The organism is Compostimonas suwonensis, from assembly GCF_002797855.1.
Lineage (GTDB): Bacteria > Actinomycetota > Actinomycetes > Actinomycetales > Microbacteriaceae > Compostimonas > Compostimonas suwonensis.
Genome location: NZ_PGFB01000002.1, coordinates 755,452 through 777,900 on the forward strand (window position 1 = coordinate 755,452; position 22,449 = coordinate 777,900).

At 67.8% G+C, this 22,449-nt stretch carries 25 protein-coding genes; 5 read left to right on the forward strand and 20 right to left on the reverse strand.

Features of this window, described 5'->3' with window-relative positions:
* Window positions 1-2 precede the first annotated feature (2 nt).
* From CLV54_RS07320 to CLV54_RS07410, 19 genes are all read right to left on the reverse strand, one after another.
* On the reverse strand, window positions 3-269 hold the full coding sequence (locus CLV54_RS07320; protein ID WP_100344262.1) for a GlsB/YeaQ/YmgE family stress response membrane protein: 267 nt from the start codon (window positions 267-269) through the stop codon (window positions 3-5).
* Window positions 270-339: 70 nt separating this feature from the next.
* Window positions 340-513, reverse strand: a complete 174-nt coding sequence (locus CLV54_RS07325) for a CsbD family protein (RefSeq protein ID WP_100344263.1) — start codon at window positions 511-513, stop codon at window positions 340-342.
* Between the two features lie 60 nt (window positions 514-573).
* Entirely contained in the window at window positions 574-795 is a 222-nt protein-coding gene (locus CLV54_RS07330) for a hypothetical protein (RefSeq protein WP_100344264.1), read from the reverse strand.
* 131 nt (window positions 796-926) lie between these two features.
* Complete coding sequence (locus tag CLV54_RS07335) at window positions 927-1,532, reverse strand: hypothetical protein (protein ID WP_100344265.1); 606 nt, start codon at window positions 1,530-1,532, stop codon at window positions 927-929.
* On the reverse strand, window positions 1,529-2,107 hold the full coding sequence (locus CLV54_RS07340) for an Asp23/Gls24 family envelope stress response protein (RefSeq protein WP_100344266.1): 579 nt from the start codon (window positions 2,105-2,107) through the stop codon (window positions 1,529-1,531). The genes CLV54_RS07335 and CLV54_RS07340 overlap by 4 nt, the downstream gene beginning before the upstream one ends.
* On the reverse strand, window positions 2,104-2,502 hold the full coding sequence (locus tag CLV54_RS07345) for a hypothetical protein (RefSeq protein WP_245861462.1): 399 nt from the start codon (window positions 2,500-2,502) through the stop codon (window positions 2,104-2,106). The genes CLV54_RS07340 and CLV54_RS07345 overlap by 4 nt, the downstream gene beginning before the upstream one ends.
* On the reverse strand, window positions 2,499-2,696 hold the full coding sequence (locus CLV54_RS07350; protein ID WP_100344267.1) for a DUF2273 domain-containing protein: 198 nt from the start codon (window positions 2,694-2,696) through the stop codon (window positions 2,499-2,501). Before CLV54_RS07350 ends, CLV54_RS07345 begins: the two co-directional genes overlap by 4 nt.
* Entirely contained in the window at window positions 2,693-3,142 is a 450-nt protein-coding gene (locus tag CLV54_RS07355) for an Asp23/Gls24 family envelope stress response protein (RefSeq protein WP_100344268.1), read from the reverse strand. The genes CLV54_RS07350 and CLV54_RS07355 overlap by 4 nt, the downstream gene beginning before the upstream one ends.
* Before the next feature lie 180 nt (window positions 3,143-3,322).
* Window positions 3,323-3,892, reverse strand: a complete 570-nt coding sequence (locus CLV54_RS07360; protein WP_100344269.1) for a CbrC family protein — start codon at window positions 3,890-3,892, stop codon at window positions 3,323-3,325.
* Between the two features lie 76 nt (window positions 3,893-3,968).
* The gene (locus tag CLV54_RS07365) at window positions 3,969-4,676 is read right to left on the reverse strand and encodes an SDR family oxidoreductase (RefSeq protein WP_100344270.1); all 708 of its coding nucleotides are present in this window, start codon (window positions 4,674-4,676) and stop codon (window positions 3,969-3,971) included.
* Window positions 4,673-5,932: a M20 metallopeptidase family protein gene (locus CLV54_RS07370; RefSeq protein ID WP_245861463.1), complete on the reverse strand. Its 1,260-nt coding sequence runs from the start codon at window positions 5,930-5,932 to the stop codon at window positions 4,673-4,675. The genes CLV54_RS07365 and CLV54_RS07370 overlap by 4 nt, the downstream gene beginning before the upstream one ends.
* Window positions 5,929-6,642 carry a GntR family transcriptional regulator gene (locus CLV54_RS07375; RefSeq protein ID WP_170061962.1) on the reverse strand — a complete coding sequence of 238 codons (714 nt, stop codon included), beginning with the start codon at window positions 6,640-6,642 and terminating at the stop codon, window positions 5,929-5,931. Before CLV54_RS07375 ends, CLV54_RS07370 begins: the two co-directional genes overlap by 4 nt.
* A gap of 10 nt (window positions 6,643-6,652) precedes the next feature.
* The gene (locus CLV54_RS07380) at window positions 6,653-7,852 is read right to left on the reverse strand and encodes a dipeptidase (RefSeq protein WP_100344272.1); all 1,200 of its coding nucleotides are present in this window, start codon (window positions 7,850-7,852) and stop codon (window positions 6,653-6,655) included.
* A 53-nt stretch (window positions 7,853-7,905) separates the two neighbouring features.
* A complete protein-coding gene (locus tag CLV54_RS07385) occupies window positions 7,906-8,949 on the reverse strand; it encodes an ABC transporter ATP-binding protein (RefSeq protein WP_425430262.1) in 1,044 nt (347 codons plus the stop codon).
* Window positions 8,936-9,985, reverse strand: coding sequence for an ABC transporter ATP-binding protein (locus CLV54_RS07390; protein WP_100344274.1), 1,050 nt, complete (start codon window positions 9,983-9,985; stop codon window positions 8,936-8,938). Before CLV54_RS07390 ends, CLV54_RS07385 begins: the two co-directional genes overlap by 14 nt.
* Window positions 9,982-10,851 (reverse strand): alpha/beta fold hydrolase, encoded by an 870-nt coding sequence (locus tag CLV54_RS07395; protein ID WP_100344275.1) that lies wholly within the window; start codon window positions 10,849-10,851, stop codon window positions 9,982-9,984. The genes CLV54_RS07390 and CLV54_RS07395 overlap by 4 nt, the downstream gene beginning before the upstream one ends.
* 4 nt (window positions 10,852-10,855) lie before the next feature.
* Window positions 10,856-11,746: an ABC transporter permease gene (locus CLV54_RS07400; RefSeq protein ID WP_100344276.1), complete on the reverse strand. Its 891-nt coding sequence runs from the start codon at window positions 11,744-11,746 to the stop codon at window positions 10,856-10,858.
* Entirely contained in the window at window positions 11,743-12,696 is a 954-nt protein-coding gene (locus CLV54_RS07405; protein ID WP_100344277.1) for an ABC transporter permease, read from the reverse strand. Before CLV54_RS07405 ends, CLV54_RS07400 begins: the two co-directional genes overlap by 4 nt.
* A 26-nt stretch (window positions 12,697-12,722) precedes the next feature.
* The gene (locus CLV54_RS07410; RefSeq protein ID WP_100344278.1) at window positions 12,723-14,342 is read right to left on the reverse strand and encodes an ABC transporter substrate-binding protein; all 1,620 of its coding nucleotides are present in this window, start codon (window positions 14,340-14,342) and stop codon (window positions 12,723-12,725) included.
* A 422-nt stretch (window positions 14,343-14,764) separates the two neighbouring features.
* Here CLV54_RS07410 and CLV54_RS07415 point away from each other — a divergent pair, with 422 nt between their 5' ends.
* Complete coding sequence (locus CLV54_RS07415) at window positions 14,765-15,547, forward strand: SDR family oxidoreductase (protein WP_100344279.1); 783 nt, start codon at window positions 14,765-14,767, stop codon at window positions 15,545-15,547.
* A gap of 31 nt (window positions 15,548-15,578) precedes the next feature.
* Here the strand turns inward: CLV54_RS07415 and CLV54_RS07420 are convergent, their stop codons facing one another.
* Window positions 15,579-18,872: a VWD domain-containing protein gene (locus tag CLV54_RS07420; RefSeq protein ID WP_100344280.1), complete on the reverse strand. Its 3,294-nt coding sequence runs from the start codon at window positions 18,870-18,872 to the stop codon at window positions 15,579-15,581.
* A 212-nt stretch (window positions 18,873-19,084) separates the two neighbouring features.
* Here CLV54_RS07420 and CLV54_RS07425 point away from each other — a divergent pair, with 212 nt between their 5' ends.
* The 4 genes from CLV54_RS07425 (at window position 19,085) to CLV54_RS07440 (ending at window position 22,435) form a co-directional block, all read left to right on the forward strand.
* A complete protein-coding gene (locus tag CLV54_RS07425; protein WP_100344281.1) occupies window positions 19,085-19,546 on the forward strand; it encodes a hemerythrin domain-containing protein in 462 nt (153 codons plus the stop codon).
* Between the two features lie 90 nt (window positions 19,547-19,636).
* Window positions 19,637-20,182 (forward strand): PadR family transcriptional regulator, encoded by a 546-nt coding sequence (locus CLV54_RS07430; RefSeq protein WP_100344282.1) that lies wholly within the window; start codon window positions 19,637-19,639, stop codon window positions 20,180-20,182.
* 37 nt (window positions 20,183-20,219) lie between these two features.
* Window positions 20,220-21,899: an ABC1 kinase family protein gene (locus CLV54_RS07435; protein ID WP_100344424.1), complete on the forward strand. Its 1,680-nt coding sequence runs from the start codon at window positions 20,220-20,222 to the stop codon at window positions 21,897-21,899.
* A 125-nt stretch (window positions 21,900-22,024) separates the two neighbouring features.
* On the forward strand, window positions 22,025-22,435 hold the full coding sequence (locus CLV54_RS07440) for a hypothetical protein (protein WP_100344283.1): 411 nt from the start codon (window positions 22,025-22,027) through the stop codon (window positions 22,433-22,435).
* Window positions 22,436-22,449: the final 14 nt, after the last annotated feature.

A 22,449-nucleotide genomic window follows, 5' to 3' on the forward strand; every position in this document is an offset into this window, starting at 1 on the left:
CATCACGCTTTTGCACGCCGACCGACGATGAGACCGTAGATCAGCAACACGATCAGCGAGCCGCCGATCGCGAGCAGCCAGGTGGAGAGGGAGAAGAACGACTCCAGGTTGACGTTGAAGATGAGCCCGCCGAGCCACCCCCCGAGGAAGGCGCCGATCACTCCGAGAAGGAGTGTGAGGAACCATCCGCCGGCCTGTTTGCCAGGGATGATGAGCTTGGCGATCGCACCGGCGATCAAGCCGAGAAGCAGAAAACTGAAGAATCCCATCAGGGTGTCCTTTCGAAAACGTTGAGCGGTGGGGCTGCGGGGCGAAAGCGCTTCGCCCCGCAGCACGGGTCTATTTCGTGAACGCGTCCTTCACGTTCTCTGCGGCGTCCCGGATGTTGCCCTTGGTCTGGTCGGCCTTGCCCTCGGCGACGAGCTTGTCGTTGTTGGCGACGTGTCCCGCGGCCTCCTTGGCCTTGCCGACGACCTTGTCCGTCGCCGCCTTGATCTTGTCCTCTGCACTCATATCCGTTCTTCCTTTTCTCTCTGGGACTCCCCGTACGGGAGCCCACGTCTATCGGTTCGATCAGTTGGCGAGCCTGCGAAGCTGCTGGCGCCTGTCCTTGACCGATTTGCGCACGGACTTCGCCAGCCGCTTGCGCGACTTCCGCGCCTCCGGGCTGGTCCAGAGCCGCTCGAGCTGGTGGCGGAGGTCTTCGTAGTCCTTTCCTCGGGACTTCGCCGACTCGACGCCGATCAGATATGCCGCCGCCGCCACGACCGCGATGATCACCAGGTTCTTCCGCATTCGCTGTACCTTCCTTGCGTCTCTCGTTGATCGTGCTCACCGGACTGTCGATAAACAGCCCCTCCCCAAGACGTGTCGCACAGGGCGAACGTCACAAACTCACGGGACGGGCACGAACCGGGACGGCATCCCTACTGAAGCCGGGTCGCCCGGGTCGCCCGGGACCGGAATCCGCCGCTGATCTGGATCAGTGCCGGCAGCTCACGCCCGAGGAGTTCGTCGAGGGCGCTCAGGGTGCTCTCGACGAGGGCCGCGGCATCCTTCGGCGACACACCACGCCGGCAGGTCACGGAGACCTTGAGCACGACCGTGTGACGCACTCGGTAGGTGGACACGTGCGAGGAGACGAACTCGGGATGCGCGGTCAGGGAGTCCTGGACGGCATGCTCGGCGACGGCCGCATCGACGACCGTGCTCCCGTGCTCGCCCGTGGGCTCGCTGATCGCGATGCGCGTGTGGCCACGCCCCTGGCGTGCGATGAACACGATCAGCACGATCACTCCGATGGCGAGCAGCCCGAGGACGGCGGGCATGATCCAGCTGATCCCGGTGTCGCCCAGCGGTGTCTGCTGCAGCCAGGCCGCCACTTGTTCGCGCACCGGACCTCGGATGTCGTCCCACCCGTCTCGGATCATGGGGACGAGCGCAACAGCCGCAGCGGCCGCGCCGACGATCAGGAGCAGGAGCCCGCAGACGACGATCAGGAGCCGGTTGGCGACGCGATTGGTGCTGTTCATGCGCCCACCTTCGCCTTCTCCGAGATCCGCACCCGCGCTCGCACCGTCGGGTGGAGGCCGTATGAGGCGAGTTGCTGCGTCACGGCCTCGGAGACGGCGTCCCGGTTCACGGGAATCCCCGATGTCGGGGTGAGATACACGACCGCGCGCCGGTGGGACACCGACACCGTCGTGTTGTCGGGGTCGACGTTGCCCGCAGACGATGCGTGACGGGCCAGCGCGGAGGCGATGACCTCGTTGTCGACCACGGTCGCGGCACGCTCAGTGCCCAGCACGTGCCGGGCGCGGCGGCCCTGCGTGAGCGCCGCGATCGTCAGGACCAGTCCGAGGGCCGCTACGACGATCCCGGCGGTCGCGACGATCCCGCCCGGCAGGTCGCCGACTCCCAGGGCCGAGGCGAACATGTCGGCCGGAGCGGCCAGCAGAGCCGGCTGCCCGAGGAGGGCGAGCACGATCTCCGTGCCGACCCAGACGAAGACGACGATCAGGATCACGGCCAGGGTGATGGCGAGCACGGATCGCGGCGAGCGGGTCTCACGGCGGGTGACGCGTGCGTAGATGGGGTGGGCGCTCATGTGACTCGTGCCTCCGGTTGGATGTCCACGTCGCTGATCCGCACGGTGACCCGCTCGATCGCCGATCCGGTCAGCGTGGTCACCCTCTCGCGGATGACCCGTTGCGCCTGAGCGGTTCGATCCAGAACCGAACCTCCCGCACGCCGCACCGCCGAGGGGTCGGACGTCACCAACCCCAAGGACACGACCCGGATGGGCGTCGACACCGTGAGGGCGAGGGCGCCCGCATGATCGGCCAGTTCGACGGCGACATGCCGCACGTCGACCCCGAGGGCCTCGGCCGTCACCGCGGTCACGACCCGGTTCAGCGCCTTGGACGCCACGCGGGTACGGCCTCTCGCCCCCTCGCCCGACGGCGTACGGACCGCGGATGCCGGCATGGCTGTCACCGTCATGACGACGAACGCTTCCCGCGGAACGCGTCGACCAGGCCGGCGACGTTCAGCTTGCCGTCGATGATCCGGCCGATGACGGCCCCGACGATCATCGCGATCGCCACGAAGAAGAACGCCCAGAACCCGATGACGATCCATGTCAAGGCGAGCACCGCCCCGATGAGGATTCCCGTTCGGGTGGCCGAGGAGGTCACTGGACCCGCGCCTCGGTGTCGTCGTTCTTGTCGTCGGAGGGCAGGTGCACGTCGTTGACGGTCACGTTCACCTCGGTGACCTCGAGCCCGACGATGGACTCGATCGCACGGATCACGCCGGAGCGCACCCCGTCGGCGACGTCCTGCAGCGGCGCGGGGTACTCGGCGACGATGGTGACGTCGACGGCGACCTGGGTCTCGCCGACCTCGACGCTGATGCCCTGCGCCTGGTCGGTTCCGGCGACGGCTTCGCGAATCGCGCCGAACGCCCGTGCCGCTCCACCGCCGAGGGCGTACACGCCGGAGGCCTCGCGGGCTGCGATCCCCGCGACCTTCGCCACGACGCTGTCGTTGATGACGGTCTTCCCGAGCGTGTGTGGCGTTGAGCCGACACCGGCGGTCGCGGGAGTGGAAGTGGTGGGGTTGGAACTGGTGGGGTTGGCCATGATGGTCTCCGTATGCTCAAGCCGCCCGGACCATCCGGGCGTCACTTGTTACGACGGAAGGCGCGCCCTATTCGTCACACATGTTCGCAAATCGTCTGCGACATCCATCTCGGCGATCGATGGAGTGACAGCGCGCAGCCCGATCGAAGGCGCGGAGGAGGCGGTCCGTCTCCCGGGAGGTCAGCTCGCGTCGACGTGCAGGCGGTGCGCTCCGCATTCGACGCACTGGAACAGGTAACCCGCAAGGTCTCCCTCGCGGCTGAGAGCGGTGCGCAGAAGCTCCGGCGACCACCCCAGCCCGCCATCGACATCGTCGGCGAAGTCGGGCTCGCCGAGATACTGCGACAGCTCGTCCGCTCCGATGAAGCCGAGGAACGCACACGGCCGGCCGCAGTGCGCCCGCCACTCCTCCTGCTGCCACGACGGATACGACGGCGTGCGTGTCGCCACCTCCTCCGCGTCGGCTGCATCGACGGTGGAGGGCTCGCCCTCGTCGTGAGAGACCCCCTCGATGCCGAGGTAGTCGGAGAACTCGCCGTCGAACACACGCGCAGCAGAGCCGTCCGCGACGCACCATGCGCAGATGTACGCGGGGTCCTCCCGCGAGTAGAACGACGAAGCGTACTTCAGCTCTCGCTGCACCCCGCAGACGTCGCACTTTCCGGCCACCCGCTCGAAGATGCCGAGCTCATACGCGTTGGGGCTGAAACGAAAGTACGGGCGCCCATCGGCAGACGTCGTGTCGGTCACCCGACGATTATGTCGTATGACGATCGCGTCTCAGCCGAGCGGGGAGAGGGCGTCCGGATCTCGCTGGTGTCTCGAGCTACCAGGCGACCGGCCCGCGCTCCGAGACGAAGGCCCCGGTCGGCCCGTCGGGTGGTGTCTGCGCCATCCGCACGATGATCTCGGCGCCCTGCTCGACCGTCTGGATGCCCGTGCCGCCGTTGAGGTCGGTGTTGGTGTAACCCGGGTCGACGGCGTTGACGCGGATACCGGGGAACGCCTTGGCGAACTGGATCGTGAGGGCGTTCACCGCGGCCTTCGACGTCGGATACGCGACACCGGGATAGAAGTGAGTGGAGCTGTCGGGGTCGCTGAGATCCGTCAGCGAGCCGAGCCCGCTCGAGAGGTTCACGATCACGGGCGCGGCCGACTGCTGCAGCAGCGGAAGAAAGGCGTGGATGACCCGCACCACCCCGACGACGTTGGTGTCGAAGATCTCGCGCACGACGTCGGCCGTCGTGTCGGCCGGTGTGACGATGCCGTTGTCGGGCAGACGCCCCTCCACACCGGCATTGTTGACGAGCACGTCGAGGCCGCCCTCGGCATCGATCCGCGCGGCGGCAGCGGCGACGGACGCGTCGTCGGTCACGTCGAGTTGAACGAACCGGGCGCCGAGCTCGCCGGCGGCGGCGCGGCCGCGCTCCTCGTCGCGGGCGCCGAGATAGACGGTGTGCCCGGCGGCGATGAGCCGGCGGGCGGTTTCCTTGCCGAGGCCCTTGTTCGCCCCGGTGATGAGTGTCGTTGTCATGACTCCAGTCTCCGCCACGAGCGGGCGCTCTCGGCGAGACGATCGGCTGCGAGGCTCGCAAGGAAGAGCGCGTGATCGGCGAGCACGCCGTCGTCGAAGCGGGCCTCGGCCGAGTGGAGGGGCGCCCGCTCCCCCGGGGCGAGGTCCGGCATGCCTGCACCGAGGTGCCCGTAGGAGCCCGGCACCCGTTGGAGCACCCGGGAGAAGTCCTCCGACGACATCCTCGGCTGAGCCATCGACTCGTAGCGATCGGATCCGAAGAGACCGGCGGCGGTCCGTGCCCAGAATCCGGCCTCGGCGGCGTCGTTCACGGTCACGGGCAGCCTGGGCGAGAAGACGACGTCGGCGCTCAGACCGTGTGCTTCCGCGATACCGCGCACGAGCCGCGGCAACCCGTGGGCGAGCTGCACGCCGACGACATCGCTGAAGGAGCGGATCACCGCCGTGAACTCGGCCTCGGCCGGGATCACGTTCGGCGCGGACCCGGCCTGGAATCGACCGACCGTGAGCACAACAGGATCGAACACGTCGAACCGCCGGGTCACATAGCTCTGCAGCGCCGTGACGATCTCCGCCGCGACCTGCACGGGATCGAGCGCCTGATGTGGGCGGGAGCTGTGCCCGCCCTTGCCGTGCACGATCACGCCCAGTTCGCTGATCGCCGCCATGTACGCCCCGGGCCGGTTCGTGAACAGCCCGGACGGCAGCTCGGATGTCACGTGCAGGCCGTATGCCGCGACGGGAGGCTCGCCGGCCGCTTCGAGCACGCCCTCCTCGAGCATGACTGCGGCGCCGTCGTGCCCCTCCTCGCCGGGCTGGAACATAAAGATGACATCGCCGTCGAGCTCGGCGCGCGCGGCTGCGAGCAACCGCGCAGCGCCGACGAGACCCGCCGTGTGCAGATCGTGCCCGCACGCGTGCATGGCACCGTTCGTCGAGGCGAACGGCAGGCCCGTGCGCTCCACGATCGGCAGGGCGTCCATATCAGCGCGGAGCAGCACGGACGGTCGATGGCCGTCGTCGGCCCCACCACCGCGGAGCACTGCGACGATCGAGCTCGTGCGTCGTCCGAGAGAGACCTCGAGACCGAGCCCGGCGATCGCGTCGAGCACCCGCGCCTGGGTCGCGGGCAGCTCGAGACCGAGCTCGGGCCCCGCATGGAGGGCTCGGCGCAATGCGATGAGCTCCCCGCCGAGGGCGGGAGCGGCATCGAAAGCCAGGCGTACCGCCGACTCCGGCCCTGCCGAAACCGTCACCGGGTGATCCGCATCCGCACGACGTCCGTGCGTTGCAGCGAGATGCCGAATGCGAGCGGCTCCCCGTCGTGCGCGGAGGTCACCTGTTCGGCGTGCAGCACCGGCGATCCCGGCGACAGACCGAGAACCTCGGCCTCCTCGCCGGGGACGAGAACCGACTCGACGTCGGTCACCGTGTGGGCGACGACGTTGTGCTCGTGCCGGTTGAGAAGCTCGAAGAGGTCGACGTCGATCGAGAGCATGGGGTGCGGGTCGATCGGCCGCCCGCGAAGCACCATCGGCAGGTACTCCGTGTGCAGCGCCGACGGCGTTCGGTCCACGATGAACAGACGCCGCACCTTCCAGACCTCCGAACCCGCCTCGATCCCGAGCGCCGTCGCGGCGACGTCGGGCGCCTTCGTGGGCTCGCACGAGGCCGAACTCAGCTCGACCACGCGACCCGTCGTCTGCACCCGTTCGCGATAGGACTGGATGACCGACATGTTGAGGGTTGCCGGTGAGCTGACGAAGGTGCCGATGCCCCATTTCCGGTGCACGATCCCCTGCGAGGAGAGTATCCCGAGGGCTTCCCGCACACTCCCCCGGCTCACATCGAGCCGTTCGGCGAGTTGCACCTCGTTCGGCAGCTGCTCCCCGATGCTGTGATCGTGTTCAATCAGTTCGCGCAGTTTCGTCACGGCGCTCAGCACGACCGTATCGCGTTTTACCACCTGTACGTCCCTACCAGACCTGATCCAGAACGCGCATGATGTTCCCTCCGAGCACCTTCGCGATGTCTTCGTCACTATATCCGTGCTTGACAAGCCAGCCCGTTATGTTCGTGAAATTCTCGCCGGGGTTCTCGAGGCCGTCGACGTACTCGATCGGTTCGTGATCGGGGTGGTGGTCCTGGTTCTTGGCGTAGTTGTTGGCGTAGGCGCGGTGCACTGCCATGTGGTCGCCGAACATCGTGTCGGGGCCGAAGGCGACATGATCGATCCCGACGAGGTCCACGCAGTAGCTGAAATGATCCATGACCGAGTCGAGCGTGTGCTTCGGGTGCGCCGCGGAGATCGTCGTGTTGGGGGCGGCCTCGAGGCCGATGAGCCCGCCGCGCTCGGCGCAGGCCGTGATGACCTCGTCGGGCTTCATACGCGCGATCGGCCACACCGAACGGGCACCGGCGTGCGTGATCATAACGGGCACCTCGGAGTGCGCGATCGTGTCGAGGGAGGTCTTGTCGCCGGAGTGCGAGATGTCGATGAGGATGCCGAGCTGGTTCATCCGATGCACAGCCCGCTTGCCGAACATCGTGAGTCCCCCGTCACCCTCCTCCGAGAGCCCCGAGCCCAGCATGTTCGTCTGCGAATAGGCGATGCCCATCTGCCGAAGGCCGAAGCCGTAGAGGATGTCGATGCGATCGAGCTCGTTCTCGATCATCGTGGCGCACTCGAAGCCCGCGATGAGGGCGAGCTGGCCCCGGGTGCGCGCTGCGTGGATGTCGGCGACCGATGTCGCGAGCACGATGTGGTCCTGCTTGGCGAGATCGGCGAGACGATAGCCGAGGGCATAGATCATGTCGTCCCACTTCCAGCCGTTCTGGCTCGTCACACACGATGCCCCGGCCATGAAGTTGTCGATGAAGGCCGTGAGCCCCGAGCGGGCCATGCCCTCGTATGCGGTGCGCTGACGGCCCGTGCGGTTGTACGGCCGGATCTCATCGCCGTTCTCGGGGAGCACGATCGCGTGCTCGTGGAGGGAGAACACCACCTCATCGGCGAAGATGCGCGTCACCCTCTCCTGTTCCTCAGCCGTGAGCTCGAGACGATACGCGGGCACTCGGCCGAGCTGCTTGGCGAGGGCGAACTCCTCGTAGTCCCGTCCGGGTTCGAGGTAGTCGTAAGCGGCGTATCCGGTGTAGTTCGGGGCTGCAGGCTGCATGATCTTCTTTCTTTCTTGTGATGGTGGAACGGCGCCATCTCTCGCCGTGGTTCTCAAGCGCTGAGCGGAAAGTGGCAGGCGACGAGCTGGGGGCCTTCGCCGTCCTTCCGCTCGAGCTGCGGCTCCTCCGAGGCGCAGACGTCCTGCGCCTTCCAGCAGCGGGTGCGGAAACGACAGCCGGACGGCGGGTTCACCGGGCTCGGCGGATCGCCCGCGAGCAGGCGCCGTGAGCCGGTGCCACGCAGTTCCGGGTCGGGGATCGGCACCGCCGACAGGAGCGCGCTCGTGTACGGGTGTTCCGGACGCGCATAGACATCCGCGCGATCGCCGAGCTCGGCGACGCGACCGAGATACATCACGCCGATGCGGTCGGAGATGTGCCGGACGACCGAGAGGTCGTGAGCGATGAAAACGTAGGCGAGTCCGAGCTCTCGCTGCAGGCGCTGAAGGAGGTTCACCACCTGCGCCTGGATCGAGACGTCGAGCGCCGACACGGGCTCGTCGCACACGATCACCTCGGGCTCCAGCGCGAGCGCACGGGCGATGCCGATGCGCTGCCGCTGCCCGCCGGAGAACTGGAACGGGTATCGTTCGAGATGGTCCGGATTCAGCCCGACGAGCTCGACGAGCTCCTTCACGCGCTCGAGGCGCTTGGCCCGCGGCACCACGCCGGAATGTATCTGGAACGGCTGCAGGAGGGTCTGCTTGAGCGTGCGCCGCGGGTTCAGGGACGCCATCGGATCCTGCAGCACGATCTGCACTCGACTGCGCAGCTCGGACCACTCCTTGCCACCCGCCGCATGCAGATCGCGGCCTCGGAAGCGAACGGCTCCGGAGGTGGGCCGCTCCAGGCCGACGATCGTTCTGGCGAGAGTGGACTTGCCGCACCCCGACTCGCCGACGATGCCGAGGGTCTCCCCCTTGCGCAGCTCGAAACTCACACCGTCGAGTGCGCGCACGACCGCTCCGCCGCGGCCGGCGCGCCCGTGCACCGGGAAGTGCTTGACGACGTCGTCGACCGAGAGCACGATCTCGTCGTCTCCCACGCTCCTCGTGCCGCTCTCGACGGCGATGGACATCGGCTCAGGCTCCGGCATGGAGAACCTCCTCACGTCGATGGCAGGCGCTCACCCGCGCGCTGCCGGTTCCGGCGCTCTCAAGGGCGAGCAGCCCGGGTCGTTCCACGGCGCAGAGCTCGATGGCCACGTCGCACCGGGTGCGGAAGGCGCAGCCGACGCCGAGATTCAGCGGGTTCGGCGGCGAGCCGGGAATGGCCCACAGAGTCGCCTCCTGCCTGTCGACGCGGGGAACCGAGCGGAGCAGTCCGCGTGTGTAGGGATGAGCCGGGCGCGCGAACAGCTCACGTACGCTTCCGTACTCGACGACACGGCCGGCGTACATGACGACGACGTCGTCGGCGACCTCCGCGGCCACGCCGAGGTCGTGGGTGATGAGCACGAGCGACATACCGTTCTCACGCTGGAGCTCGGTGAGCAGTTCCATGATCTGCGCCTGCACCGTCACGTCGAGGGCGGTCGTCGCCTCATCGGCGATGAGAACACGCGGCTCGAGGGCGATCGCGAGCGCGATCATGATCCGCTGGCGCATGCCGCCGGAGAACTGATGCGGATAGTCGTGGGCGCGGCGCTCCGGGGCGGGGATGCGCACCTTCGCCATGAGCTCCACGGCACGGTCCCAGGCAGCCCGGCGCGAGAGCCCGCGCCGCACGCGCAGGAGCTCGGCGAGCTGTCCTCCAACGGTGTACACGGGGTTCAGGGCCGAGAGCGAGTCCTGGAAGACCATCGCGAGCCCCTCGCCGCTCACCTCGCGGCGCACCTCCGGCGACGCCGAGAGCAGATCCACGCCCTCGAACCACACCTCGCCGGCCGTGATGCGTCCGGGCGGGCTGTCGAGCAGTCCCATGATCGTCTGAGCCGTCACCGACTTGCCGGAACCGGATTCGCCGAGCACGGCGAGGGTCTTGCCGACGGGAACGGTGAGGTCGACATCCTGCACGGCCTTCACGATCCCGTCGCGCGTGACGAACTCCACGCTGAGACCGCGCACCGCCAGAGCCGCCTCATCGCCGTTCGCGGCGCGCGGCGCGCGGAACACGGCGGCGCTGTCGGTCATATGAGTGCCCCCGCCAGGAAGTCGCGCACGACGCGCTGGAAACGCTCCGGCTCTTCGAGTTGCGGCGAGTGACCCGACTCCTCGAAGATCACGAGCTCAGCACCGGGGATCAATGAGGCGATCGTCTCGGAGGCCTCGACGGGGGTGCGCCAGTCATGGCGACCGACGGTCACGAGCGTCGGCTGCACGATCTCCGGCAGGCGGTCCTTCAGATCGTACGCCGGCATGTTCACGCCGAAGGCCTGGTTGTGCGTGGCATAGTGATAGAGGGCCGAGGCCGCCTTTCGCTCGACCGCCGCAGGGTCGTGACGGTGATCGTAGAGAGGGAGCACCGATCGCCAATAGCGCTCGAACTCGGCGTTGTCGGCGAAGTTCCCGGTGCCGATGCGGGAGACGGTCCACTCGTCGAGTTCGACCCCGTCGGCCACCCTGGCGCGCTCGACGGCGAGGCCGGTGTGGCTGTTGTCCGCGGCGGTGTCGCGCAGCACGAGCGCACGCACGTGCTCGCCGTGCGCGAGGGTGTACTCCAGGGCGAGGAATCCGCCGTACGAGCCGCCGGCCATCACAATCCTGCCGAGGTCGAAGCGCGTTCGGATCGCCTCGATGTCGGACACCCACTGCGCATGGCTGTAGGGGCCGATGTCGTCCGACCGGCCGGAGCCGCGGGCATCGAAGGCGACGATCCGGTACTCGTCGGAGAACGGGCCGAACGAGGCCACCGGCTCGGCTCGCGACGCTATACCGGGGGCACCGTGGTGAACGATGATCGGCTGAGCATCGTCATCACCGAGGATCTCGATCTCGAGCCGGGCGCCGTTGATGATCTCCGTGTAGCGACGGCTGCGTCGTTCTGACGTTCCATTCATCGCCTCAGTTTCCTTTCGTACGCGGGTCGCGGGAGTCGTTGTAGCGGATGCCGGCGATGGTCGCGGCGAGAACCAGGAGAAAGATCGCCAGGCACGGGAAGAGCGTCTGCCACCATGCGGTGGCGATGACGCCGGAGCGCTGCGCGTTCAGCAGGATGCGCCCCCACGACCACGATGTCGGATCCCCCATCCCGAGGAAGCTGAGGCCCGCCTCCGAGATCACGGCCCTCGCCGCGGTGAGGAGCACGCTCACCACGATGAGAGGGACGACGGCGGGCAGCAGCTCCGTGAGTATGATGCGGATGGGGCCGGCGCCGAGCACACGGGAGCCGTCGATATAGGGCATCCCGGCGACGACCTGGCCGTTGGAACGGATGAGCCGAGCCACCTCCGCCCACGACAGGACCCCGATGACGACGACGAGGGTTGTCACGCTCGGCCCGGCGAGCGCCGTGACGAGGATCATGAGCGGCAGCAGCGGCAGCGAGAGCATCACGTCGATGACGGTCGTGACGATCGGGTCCGCCTTGCGCACGTAGGCTCCGAGCAGACCGATGCCGGAGCCGATGACGATCGCGATGAGCGAGGCCATCAGACCGACCGTGACGCTGATCCTGGTACCCCAGACCACCTGGGCGAAGATGTCCTGCCCGAGATCGTCGGTGCCGAACCAGTGCGCGGCGTTCGGCGGCTGAAGCAGATCAGTGCCGAGCCCCTCCGGCTTCGCGACGAGCAGCGGCCCGAAGACGCCGACGAGCAGGAAGACGACGAGCATGGCGACCGAGAGGTAGCCCGACGGCTTGGCGAAGAAGCCGCCACGCCGCCGCCCGTCGACGGCCAGCACAGTGGCGGTCGAGACGGACGGCTCCTCGGCCGGCAGGAAGGGATTGGTCATGAGCGGATCCTCGGGTTGAGCAGCATGGATACGGTGTCCGTGAGCAGATTCGCGAGGATGACCGTCACCGCGAGCATCACGAATGCGCCCTGGAGCAGCGGATAGTCGAGCTGCTGGACGGCATCGAAGATGAGCCGCCCGACCCCCGGATAGGCGAAAACGGTCTCCGTGAGCACGGCGCCGCCGATGAGGGCGCCGAGTTGGAGGCCCATGAGGGTGAGGGCCGGGAGGATCGCATTCCGCAGCGCGTGGCGCCACACCGTGCGGCGCTCGCTGAAGCCGCGAGACCTGGCGCTCTTGACATAGTCCTCTCCGAGCACCTCGATCATGTTGGTGCGGAGGGTGAGCGCGTAGGGTCCGATCTGCACGAGCACGAGCGTGAAGAGCGGCAATGCGAGATGCTGGAAGAGGCTGAGATAGGCGGCGAGACCTCTCGTATCCGGATCGATCGCGCCTCCGATCGGGAACCAGCCGAGAACCGAGCCGCCGATCACGAGCAGCAGCATCGCGAGTCCGGGGATGAACACGGCGTTGCTCGTGACACCGAGGAACTGCACGGCCTTGTCGATGAAGCGACCGCGGCCGACAGCGGCGTAGACACCGAGCGGAATGCCGATGAGGATCGTCAGCACGAACGCAGAACCGGCGAGCAGCAGGGTCCACGGCAGCCGATCGAGCAGGATGTCCCCCACCGGCATGAGCTGACGGAACGATGTGCCGAGGTTACCGGTGAGCAGCTGACCGAGATAGAGCAGGTACTGCACGCCGAGAGGCTTGTCGAGTCCGTACTGCTCACGCAGGCCTTCCTGCATCTCCGGTGTCATGTCGCCCTCGACGACGAGGAGGGTGGGATCCGAGGGAAGCAGGCGCAGCAACAGGAATGTGATGCTGACCGCGATCCACAGTGTGAGGACCGCTCGCCCCAGTTTTTTCGCCAAATATGCGAACACCTTCTTCTCCTACCCTCCCCGTTGCCCTAGGAGACCGGCTCGACGTGCGAGAGCGAGTACCCCGTCACCATGCCGAGCAGGTCACTCGGCGAAGGGACGAACCCCGTGAACCGGTCAGACCGGTAGGCGAAGTTGAAGTCCTGCACGTAGAGCGGCTGCAGCAGGGCCTGGTCGTATACGTAGTCGGCGATCGCCTTCACCTTCGGGATGCGCGCGCTCTCGTCGACCGTGCCTGCTGCGTCGTTGATGAGAGCGTCGAGCTGCGGGTCCTCGACATGGTTGTAGTTGATTCCGCCGGGGTTGCTCGACAGGTAGACGCTGCGCAGCTGGTCCATCGGGTTGTCGTAGACGGCGTGCTCGGAGAGGATGATGTCGTACTCGCCGCCCTTCTGCTGAGCGAGGAACGTGTTGCGTTCCGCGCAGCCGATGGTGATGTCGATGCCGGCCTTCGCGGCGTCGCCGTGCACGACCTCTGCGACGCGGGTCATGTTGGGGTTGCTCCCATCGCAGATCATCGAGAACGAGAGGTCGTCGAACATTCCGTCGCCGTCCGCATCGGCGTAGCCGGCATCCTGGAGCATCGTCTTCGCAGCACCCGGGTCGAAGCCATAGGGCTCGAGACCTGTGTCGTAGTAGTCCGGGAAAATCGGCGAGACGGGGCCGACGATCGGCTCACCAAGCCCTTGGAGAATGGTCGCGATGATCGAGTCGGTGTCGACCGTCTTCGAGATCGCCTCGCGAACAGCCACGTCCCCCAGCGCGCCTTTCTGAACGTTGTAGGTGATGTCGGCGTAGCCGAGGGAGCCCACCTGCTCGAGGCCGATGTTGTCGTCGCCTTCGAGCGATTCGGCCGCGGATGCTGTGACGGGCGGCGCCATGAGGTCGATCTCGCCGTTGCGCAGCGCGAGCGTCATGGTGTTCACATCCGGATAGACGACCCACTCGATCGTCTTCACAGCCGCGCCCCCATCCGGAGCGTACGGATAGTCCGGGTTGGCCTTCATGACGTAGCGCTGACCCTTGGTATAGGAGTCGAGAACATAGGCGCCCGCCCCGACCCATCCACCGGGCTCCTGATCGTTCGTGAACTTCGTGAGGTCGCCGGCATCCGCGAAGATGTGCTCGGGGGCGACGGGCATCCAGAACGAGATGCCTTCGGCGAAGGTCGCGTAGGGCTGGCTGAGGTGGAACTCGACGGTCGTCGGGTCCGGCGTCTCGATCGATGTCACCCACTGGAGCTTCGCTGCGACGTTGCTCATGTGGTATTGCATGATCGACTCGGCAGAGAACTTGACGTCCTCCGAGGTGACGGGCTCGCCGTCGGACCAGACGAAGTCGTCGCGGAGTGTGAACACGGCCGTCATACCGTCATCGGTGTACTCGTAGGAGTCGGCGAGCTCCGGCACCTTCTGCGCATTCTCATCGATGCGCTGGAGATGCGGGTACATCGCGTTCAGAACCCAGTTGTCGGTCTTGCTGAGCGTTTGAAACGGGTTGAAGTTCGTCACATCGGTCGTCGTGCCGATTCGCAGGGTCGTATCACCGTTCGTAGCCTCGTTTGTGCTGCCGTCCTCGTTGAGGGCACAGCCTGTCATCGCGAGCACACCCGCAATGACCAGTGCGGTGCTCCATTGTCTGATCTTCATCGCTGTGGTTCTCCTGACTTCTCGATTGCCTTCTCGATCACATGAGTCCGGCGATGCCACCGGAGCGCCCAACCATGTCGTTGGTCGTCGGACCTCTTTCCTCTAACGAGTCGTGAGTATAACACCATGAAATCACCGCCATATTTCGGGTTCGGTCACATGTTCAGCAGGGCCGCACCAGCGCGGAATACTCTCTCGTTCGGGCCCTCGATCCTCGCCGCGGGGAGGCCGACAGGGCTCGGCATTCGGCTCATAAAAGGCTTTTGACGAGGATATTCAGGGCGGCTCCGCTCATAACGCATACCGGGCACCGGGTCGACGGCTCGCCCGCGTCGGGCCCAAAGTCCCTATTCGCCCGCCGCCCCCGCCCATAGCCTCGGAAGTGCGGCATCGCGCCGCAGCTTCGAACGAGGAGAGACATCATGACACGCACCTTTGTCGTCACCGGCGCCGCAAGCGGAATCGGGCGGGCGACCAGTCAGTTGCTCGAGGCACGCGGGGAGAAGGTCATCTCGGTCGACCTCCGAGACGCCGACATCGAGGTGGACCTGTCGTCCGACGAGGGCGTCGAGTTCCTCGCGAGCGAGGCGGCACGGCTGAGCGGAGGAACGGTCGACGGGGTGCTGGCGATCGCCGGCCTCGCGCAGCCCGTTGCGAAGACCGTCGAGATCAACTATTACGGCACCATCGCCACGCTCGAGTCGCTGCGCCCGCTGCTGCTGACCTCCGCGGCGCCGCGTGCCGCGCTCGTCACCTCGATGGCCTCGCTGTTCCCGCCCGACGACACACTCCTCGACGCGCTGCTCGACGGAACCCGCGCGACAGCGATGGAGCGCGCGGAGGAACTCGCGGCGGGAACCCCGGAGCAGTCCGGGCTGCTGTACGGCACGAGCAAGCGGGCTCTCGCGCGCTGGCTGCGCCGCACCGCGGCATCCGCCGACTGGGCCGGCGCCGGCATCCCCCTCAACGGTGTCGCGCCGGGCGTCGTCACGACCCCGATGACGGCGGGACTCACCGCGTCCGAAGCAGACCGAGCGGCCCTCCTCACGCAGGTGCCGATGCCCCTGGGCGGGATCTTCGGACCCGAGGCCGTGGCAGACCTGCTCGCCTGGCTGGTCGGCGAGTCGAACGGGCACCTCTGCGGGCAGATCGTCTTCATCGACGGCGGCAGCGATGTCGTCATCCGGGGCGACTCCACCTGGTGACACTGCGGCGATCGCCGAGACGCGCGTCCCGCTATCCCGCGACCTTCACCACCACCGGCTGCGGGGCGGCATCGCGCTTCACGAGCACGACCGTCGAGCTCGTGCCCGTCGGGATCAGGGTGGTCGGCCCGTGACGGCAGACGGCGTCGAACGGGACGAAGTACCCGGCCGCCTGGTCGTCCGCGAAGGCGCTCGTCGATACGAAGTAGCAGACGCCTCCGAGACCCGACATGTCGAGGTCGGTGAAATCCGTCGGATCGGGCTGCAGCACGATGGTGTCTCCGATACCCGACATCGAGGTCTCGAGCGTGAACCCGTCGACGGACTTCGGCGACAGCACGGTCGGCGTCGGGTCTGCGAACACCTCGACGGTCGCCGCCACGGGATCGACCGAGTCCGTCTGCATCGAGACCAGGTAGTCGCCGTCGGTCGTCACGAGGCCGTAGTTGGTGCCCGGTGTGCCCTCGTCATCCTCGTCGGGAGCCGCGACGGCCGCGGGGCCGCAGAGGTACAGGTCTCCGGTCATCGCATTGGGACCCACCAGCGTGACCCACAGGTTCGCTTCGCCGGCGCAGCTGATCGCGCGTGCCATGACGATGGTTCCCGCCTTCAGCTTGATCCTGGCGGTGGTGCCCTCCGCGAGCACGGCGGCGTCGGAGATCGTCGCCTCGAGGGTGGCGGACGGAACACCCGCCTTCGCGGGTGTGGCCGGTTCCCCGCCGACCGGACCGAGATCGTCGTCGCCACCGTCGTCTCGGCCGCCGTCCGCGTCGCCACCGCCGCCGGAATCACCGGAATCAGGCGAGCCGTCACCGTTCCAGTCGATCGGGAAGGACGCGACGGCCTGACGGACCATGCGGTTCTCCGTGAACACACGATGCAGATCCGCAAGGCCCGGGATGCTGGTCGCAGAGAGGTCGTAGGCACAGGCGTCCACCTCGGCGGTGGTGGCGCGGGCCCCGAGCTGATCGCGGCAGCCGTCCCGGCTCTCCGCGCTCACCGCGACCGCTTCCGGCAGGGGCTTGACGAACGTCGCGAACGACTGGCCTGAACCGTAGTCGAACAGGCTCGTGGCCGCATCCACGCGCCACGCCTGCGCGAAGTCCGTCTCGATGTCCTTGCCCGCGCCGAGCACGGTGCCGTCGGGGAGCGCGAGATCGTCGAACAGGTTGTGATCCGCGGCGCCGAGCATGCCCACCATCCGCTCGGCCCTGTCGGGTGCGAGCCGAGCGGTGACCGAGAATCCCCACCCCCACATCAGCTCGACCGAGCTCCCGTCGGGCCACTCGAGCGTCCAGGTGCGGAAGTCGTCGTCGTTCCTTCCTCTGCTCACCTTCACCTCGCCCACCGAGAACCGGTCGTCGCCCACGACATCGCCGTCGACACGGATCGTCACATCCGCATCGAACGTGAAGTCTGCGCCTTCGAAGGTGACGCGCCTCCCCTCGCCGACATCCACAGCCACCGCGCTCGTGCCGACGGCACCCGGTGCGACGATCGTGTCGACCTCGTGAGCGCTGTAGGGCTCGTGCCGTGACTGCACCTCGAGGCCTCCCTCGGGATCGCGCATGGTGACGAACTCGGCGAGCGAGTTCGACGTGTAGGTGTAGCCGTCGAAGGTCGTGTAGTGCGGGTCGCCGTTGGCGGTCGCGGCCTCGGTGCCGTCATCGCGCTTCTCGCAGTACGTGCCCGGGTCCCACTTGTCGTTCTCCACCTGGACGAAAGACGCGACCTCTTGCAGCTCGAAGCCGAACAGCATGTGATGGCCGTCCATGACGATCGCATCGGATGCCTGTCCCTCGGGGCACCGGCACCCACTCGCGTCGAAGCAGAACCGCGCCTCCTGGCCCTCGGCGACATCGACCGTGCCGTCCTTCGCGCGCGTCGTGAACGCGCCGCCGACGGGCAGCACCGTCGCGATCCCGACATCGTTCGTGAACGTCGCGTCCCGGACGATGTGGGTGAAGTCACCGGCCTGGTGCACGCTGAACGATCCGATGCCGACGGGCGCGGACGCGAGCGGACGGACGTTGTCGGCCGGACCGGTCGCCGCGTTCCTTCCGGGCCACGCCAGGTACCACGACGGATCACCCGAATACGCCCTGACGCGTGCGCCCGCAGCCCCGGCGCGCAGGAGCGTCTCGACATCGTTCAGGAAGCCGACCGCCATCGAGTCTGTCGTGTTCTCGCTGCCGTAGCGGAAGATCGCCTTGTCGGCTTCGTAGGGATCGGCCCCGACCGCGTGATCGGCTTCGAACAGAGGCCACGCGGCATAGGACAGCGCGGCGAGCGGCGTCCGCGAAGCCGAGAACCAATCGGACCACATGAAGTCGGCACGCGGAGTCGCGACCGTGCGGTACAGATCGGCGGCAGCCCAGTTCGCCGCGCCGTCGAGCGCCCATGCCGGTGCCTTAAGACGCTGCGACCACTGGAACTGCAGTGCGTGGAAGAACTCGTGCGCGAAGATGTACTTCAGCTCCTGGGTGGAGTACCGGCCGGTGTTCCACACATTCGGGAAGACCCGGATCGTGCACACGGTGCCGACGCACCACGTGTCCATCGACGCCTTGCCGTTCGCGGCCCGCGACAGGGCGATGGTGAGCTGGAGCGTCGGGAAGTCGGGCCGGAAGCGCTTCCAATCGCCGTAGACCCGCGTGCTGATGGCTCTGAGCCTGGCGCCTATCGCCGCGGCGGGCGGTGGAGCGAGCGCAGCGCGAGGAGCGGCGAGATCGACCGGGGCGGCGGGGGTCGTCGATGACGCGTCGACACTCGCGGGAGCGACGGACGAGGCCCCCGACTCGCCCTCGGCGGAGTCATCCGGGATGTCGCCGAAGGTCGGATCGGCGATCGCCGTCTGGAGCTCGGCGGGGTCGATCGCGAACGTGTCCGCGGGGTCGGCTTCGAGGGTCTCGAGTGCCGCCCGTTGCTCCTCGGTGAGTTCGTCGCCGTGACGCGCCGAGAGAGCGAGTGCCCACGTTCCGCTCTGCCCCGGAGTGTCGGCGACGGGCAGCTCGGACGCGCTCGCCCCGGGGATGCCGCCGTAGCTGAGCGCGAGCGCGTCGACGACCTGCTGACTGGTCGGGCTCCCACCGCCGGCCGTCGCCTCCTCGATCTCGATCGCCAACTGCTCGTCGCGTGTTCGCGGCTCCCAGGGCTCGGGCATAAACGCGTCGAGTGCCGGGAGCTCCGAGAAGTCGACCGGCGTGATGGATGCGTCGTGGTCGTCGGATTCTTCGGGTCCCGACGGGAAGCACGCGGCGAGCCCGCCGACCACGGCGACCACGATCACGGCGCCGACGAGACGTCGATGGCGGCTTCGCAGCATGGCATCCCCCTCGACGACGAAACAGACGCATCACTGAGAGCGGGCAACGGAATCGATCCGCCCGGAGTTGGACTCTACCGACTCGATCCTCCGCCTGCCAAGCAATCCGGGGCAGCGTTCACGGATCCGTAACCGGATCTCGTCACGAGCGGCGGGTCGGCCGGCCCCCGGGCGCACATCGAGCGCGACAGCCGGAAAGCTAGACTGCGACGGTGGATGCCGACCGCCTGATCGTCTGGGACGCCGAGCTCCGCGCGGCCCACTCCCGGCTCCGCAAGGCGCTCGCCGTGACCCAGGAGGCCGTGGCCGCAGGGGATGACGCCCCGGATGCCGCATCCGATCTCCTGCTGTACTGCACCGGTTTCTGCGCAGCACTCGACGGGCACCACCGGAGCGAGGATGCCGCGCTCTTCCCCGCTCTCGTCGCGGAGCATCCGCAACTGGCACCCGTCGTCGAGAAGCTCGTGCAGGATCACTCGATGCTCAGCCATCTGCTCGGCGCCTTGCGCACCGCCCTGGACCGCCGGGACGGGGCCGCGGAGATCACGAGCCATCTCGACGGCATCGGCGCGATCATGGAGTCGCACTTCCGCTACGAGGAGCGCCAGATCCTCGAGCCGCTGCGCTCCCTGCGCCTGACCGGCGATCCCGCCGACGCTCTTGGCCCGCTCTAGGGGCAGTTCCTCAGTCCGACTTTCCTGTGAGCCCTGCTCGGTTCGCCGTATATCGTTGAGTATCGTTCACGGTTCACGGAAGAGGTCATCATGAGTGGTTCGTTCTCAGCCGACGGATTCGGCACCGGCAGTCACACCGAGGCGCTCTGGCAGGTGATGACGCAGTTGCGCTCGACCTTCGAGAAGCGCGTCGGCACCCGGGTGGGTCGAGGCGATGTGCGGGCTGCGGTGCTCGCGCTGCTCGCCGAGCAGCCCATGCACGGCTACCAGATCATCCACGAGATCGAGGAGCGCAGCGGCGGCAGCTGGAAGCCCAGCGCCGGCTCGGTCTACCCCACGCTGCAGCTGCTGGCCGACGAGGGTCTCATCGGCGCCGAGGAGTCCAACGGACGCAAGACCTACACGCTCACCGAGGCGGGTCGCGAGAAGATCGCGGATGCCGGTGCGCCGGCGCCCTGGGATCCCGAGAGCTCGACCGACGGCGCCCGGTTCACCGCCCTGCCCAAAGCGGGCGTCGGGCTCGCCCAGGCGGCCGCACAGGTGGGTCGCACGGGCTCGCCGGAGCAGATCCAGCAGGCCGTGACCGTGCTCGACGAGGCGCGCCGCCGGCTCTACTCGATCCTCGCCCAGGACTGACCGGGTGCCGTCGGCCCGCCCGGGCCGGGGAGACCCGATGCCCGGCACAGGAGACATCCGCACCCGCTACCGCCGCATCCTGCGTTTCGCCGGCTGGAATCTCGCCGTGACGTGGTGGTTCGAGCTGGTCCTGCCCCGCATCGGGCTCGGAAAGCTCGCAGAGCGCACTCGCTCCCGGCGCATGCGGCGCTTCGCACAGCGCTTCCACGTGCTCGCCGTCGAGCTCGGCGGGCTGATGATCAAGGTCGGGCAGTTCATGTCGTCGCGGCTCGACGTGCTGCCGCCCGAGATCACGGCCGAGCTCGAGGGGCTGCAAGACGAGGTGCCGCCCGTGCCGTTCGCCGCGATCCGCGCGCTCGCCGAGGCGGAGCTGGGCGTGCCGCTGCAGCGGGCGTTCGCGACGGTCGACGAGACCCCGGTCGCCGCGGCATCCTTGGGGCAGGCGCATCGCGCCCGGCTCGCCCCGCTCGATGCGACCGACACCGGGCTCGACGCCGTGGTGATCAAGGTGCAGCGGCCGAACATCGATGCGATCATCGACGTCGACCTGGCGGCTCTGCGCAAGGTGGGCGGATGGCTCAGCCGCGTGCGGATCGTCTCCGACCGCGTCGACATGCCGGCGCTCGTCGAGGAGTTCGCGCAGACGAGCCTCGAGGAGATCGACTACCTGCACGAGGCGGCGAGCTCGGAGCGCTTCGCGACGGAGTTCGCCGACGACGAGCGGGTGAGCGTGCCCGCCATCGTCTGGGAGCGGACCACTCGACGCGTGCTCACCCTCGAAGACGTGACGGCGATCAAGATCACCGACACCGAGGCGCTCGCCGCGGCCGGCATCGACCCGGCGGAGGTGGCGCCCGTCTTCGCGGCGGTCATGTTCGACCAGCTGTTCACGAACGGCTTCTTCCACGCCGACCCGCATCCGGGCAACATCTTCGTCACCCCGGTCGCCGACGGCCCCGCCGAACGGCCGTGGAAGCTCACGTTCATCGATTTCGGCATGATGGGCGAGGTTCCCCCGAGCACCCGCAGCGGCCTGCGGAAGCTGCTGATCGCGGCCGCCTCACGCGACGGCACGGGCATGGTGGAGGCGATCCGCGAGGTGGGCGTGCTGCTGCCGTCGGCCGAGACCTCGGAGCTGGAGCGTGCCATGACCCAGCTCTTCGCCCGATTCGGCGGCATGGGCTTCGCCGAGCTGCGCGAGGTGGACCCGCGGGAGTTCCGCGAGTTCGCCGATCAGTTCGGGCACGTCGTTCGGTCGCTGCCGTTCCAGCTGCCCGAGAACTTCCTCCTCATCATCCGGGCGATGTCGCTCACCTCCGGGGTGTGCAGCGCGCTCGATCCCGCGTTCAACCTCTGGAGCTCCATCGAGCCGTATGCGGCGCAGCTGCTGCGCGACGAGAGCGGCAACGTCGTCCAGGATCTCGCGCAGCAGGCGTTCGAGACCGCCGGCATCGTCTGGCGCCTGCCGAAACGACTGGATGCGATCGTCACCCGAGTCGAGGACGGGTCGGTGTCGGTCGCGAGCCCGCGCCTCGAGCGGAGGGTCGCCCGGCTGGAGCGCACCGCGCGGCGGCTGGTGTCGGCCGTGCTGTTCGGCGCTCTGCTCATCGGCGGCGCGGTGCTCCACGCGAACGACGCCGTGCTCGGCACGGTTCTGATGGTCGCGTCGATCATCCCGCTGCTGCACGCGCTGTTCGCCGGCCTCCGCGACCGCTGACCCGCCGATCCGCTGGTCCGGCAGGGCTTCCCGGGTCGATCGAACCGAGCAGGATTGAAGAAGCCCTCCTCTCGGGTGCAACCTAGGGTGGATGCAATGACGCAGTCCGACGAGAGGAGCAGACCGTGAGCACCGTCTTCAGCAAAGAGGAGAAGGCCGCGATGCGCGCAGCCGCGGCCGAGGCGAAGGCCGCCAAGGCGGGCGCCGACCTAGAGGCCGCCTGTCTCGCCGCCATCGGCGAGATGACCGGCACCGACAAGGAGCTCGCCGAGACGCTGCACCGGCTGGTCACCGAGAACACCGAGCTGAAGCCCAAGACCTGGTACGGCCAGCCGGCCTACACCAACGCCGACGGCAAGGTCGTGGTGTTCTTCCAGGGCACAGCCAAGTTCAACGCCCGGTACGCCACCATCGGCTTTCAAGAGGCCGCGAACCTCGACGAGGGCAACCTCTGGCCGACCTCCTACGCCGTGACCAAGCTCTCGGCCGCCGACGAGAAGATGATCGTGGCTCTCCTGAAGAAGGCCACCGGCTAGGTCGTCGACACACA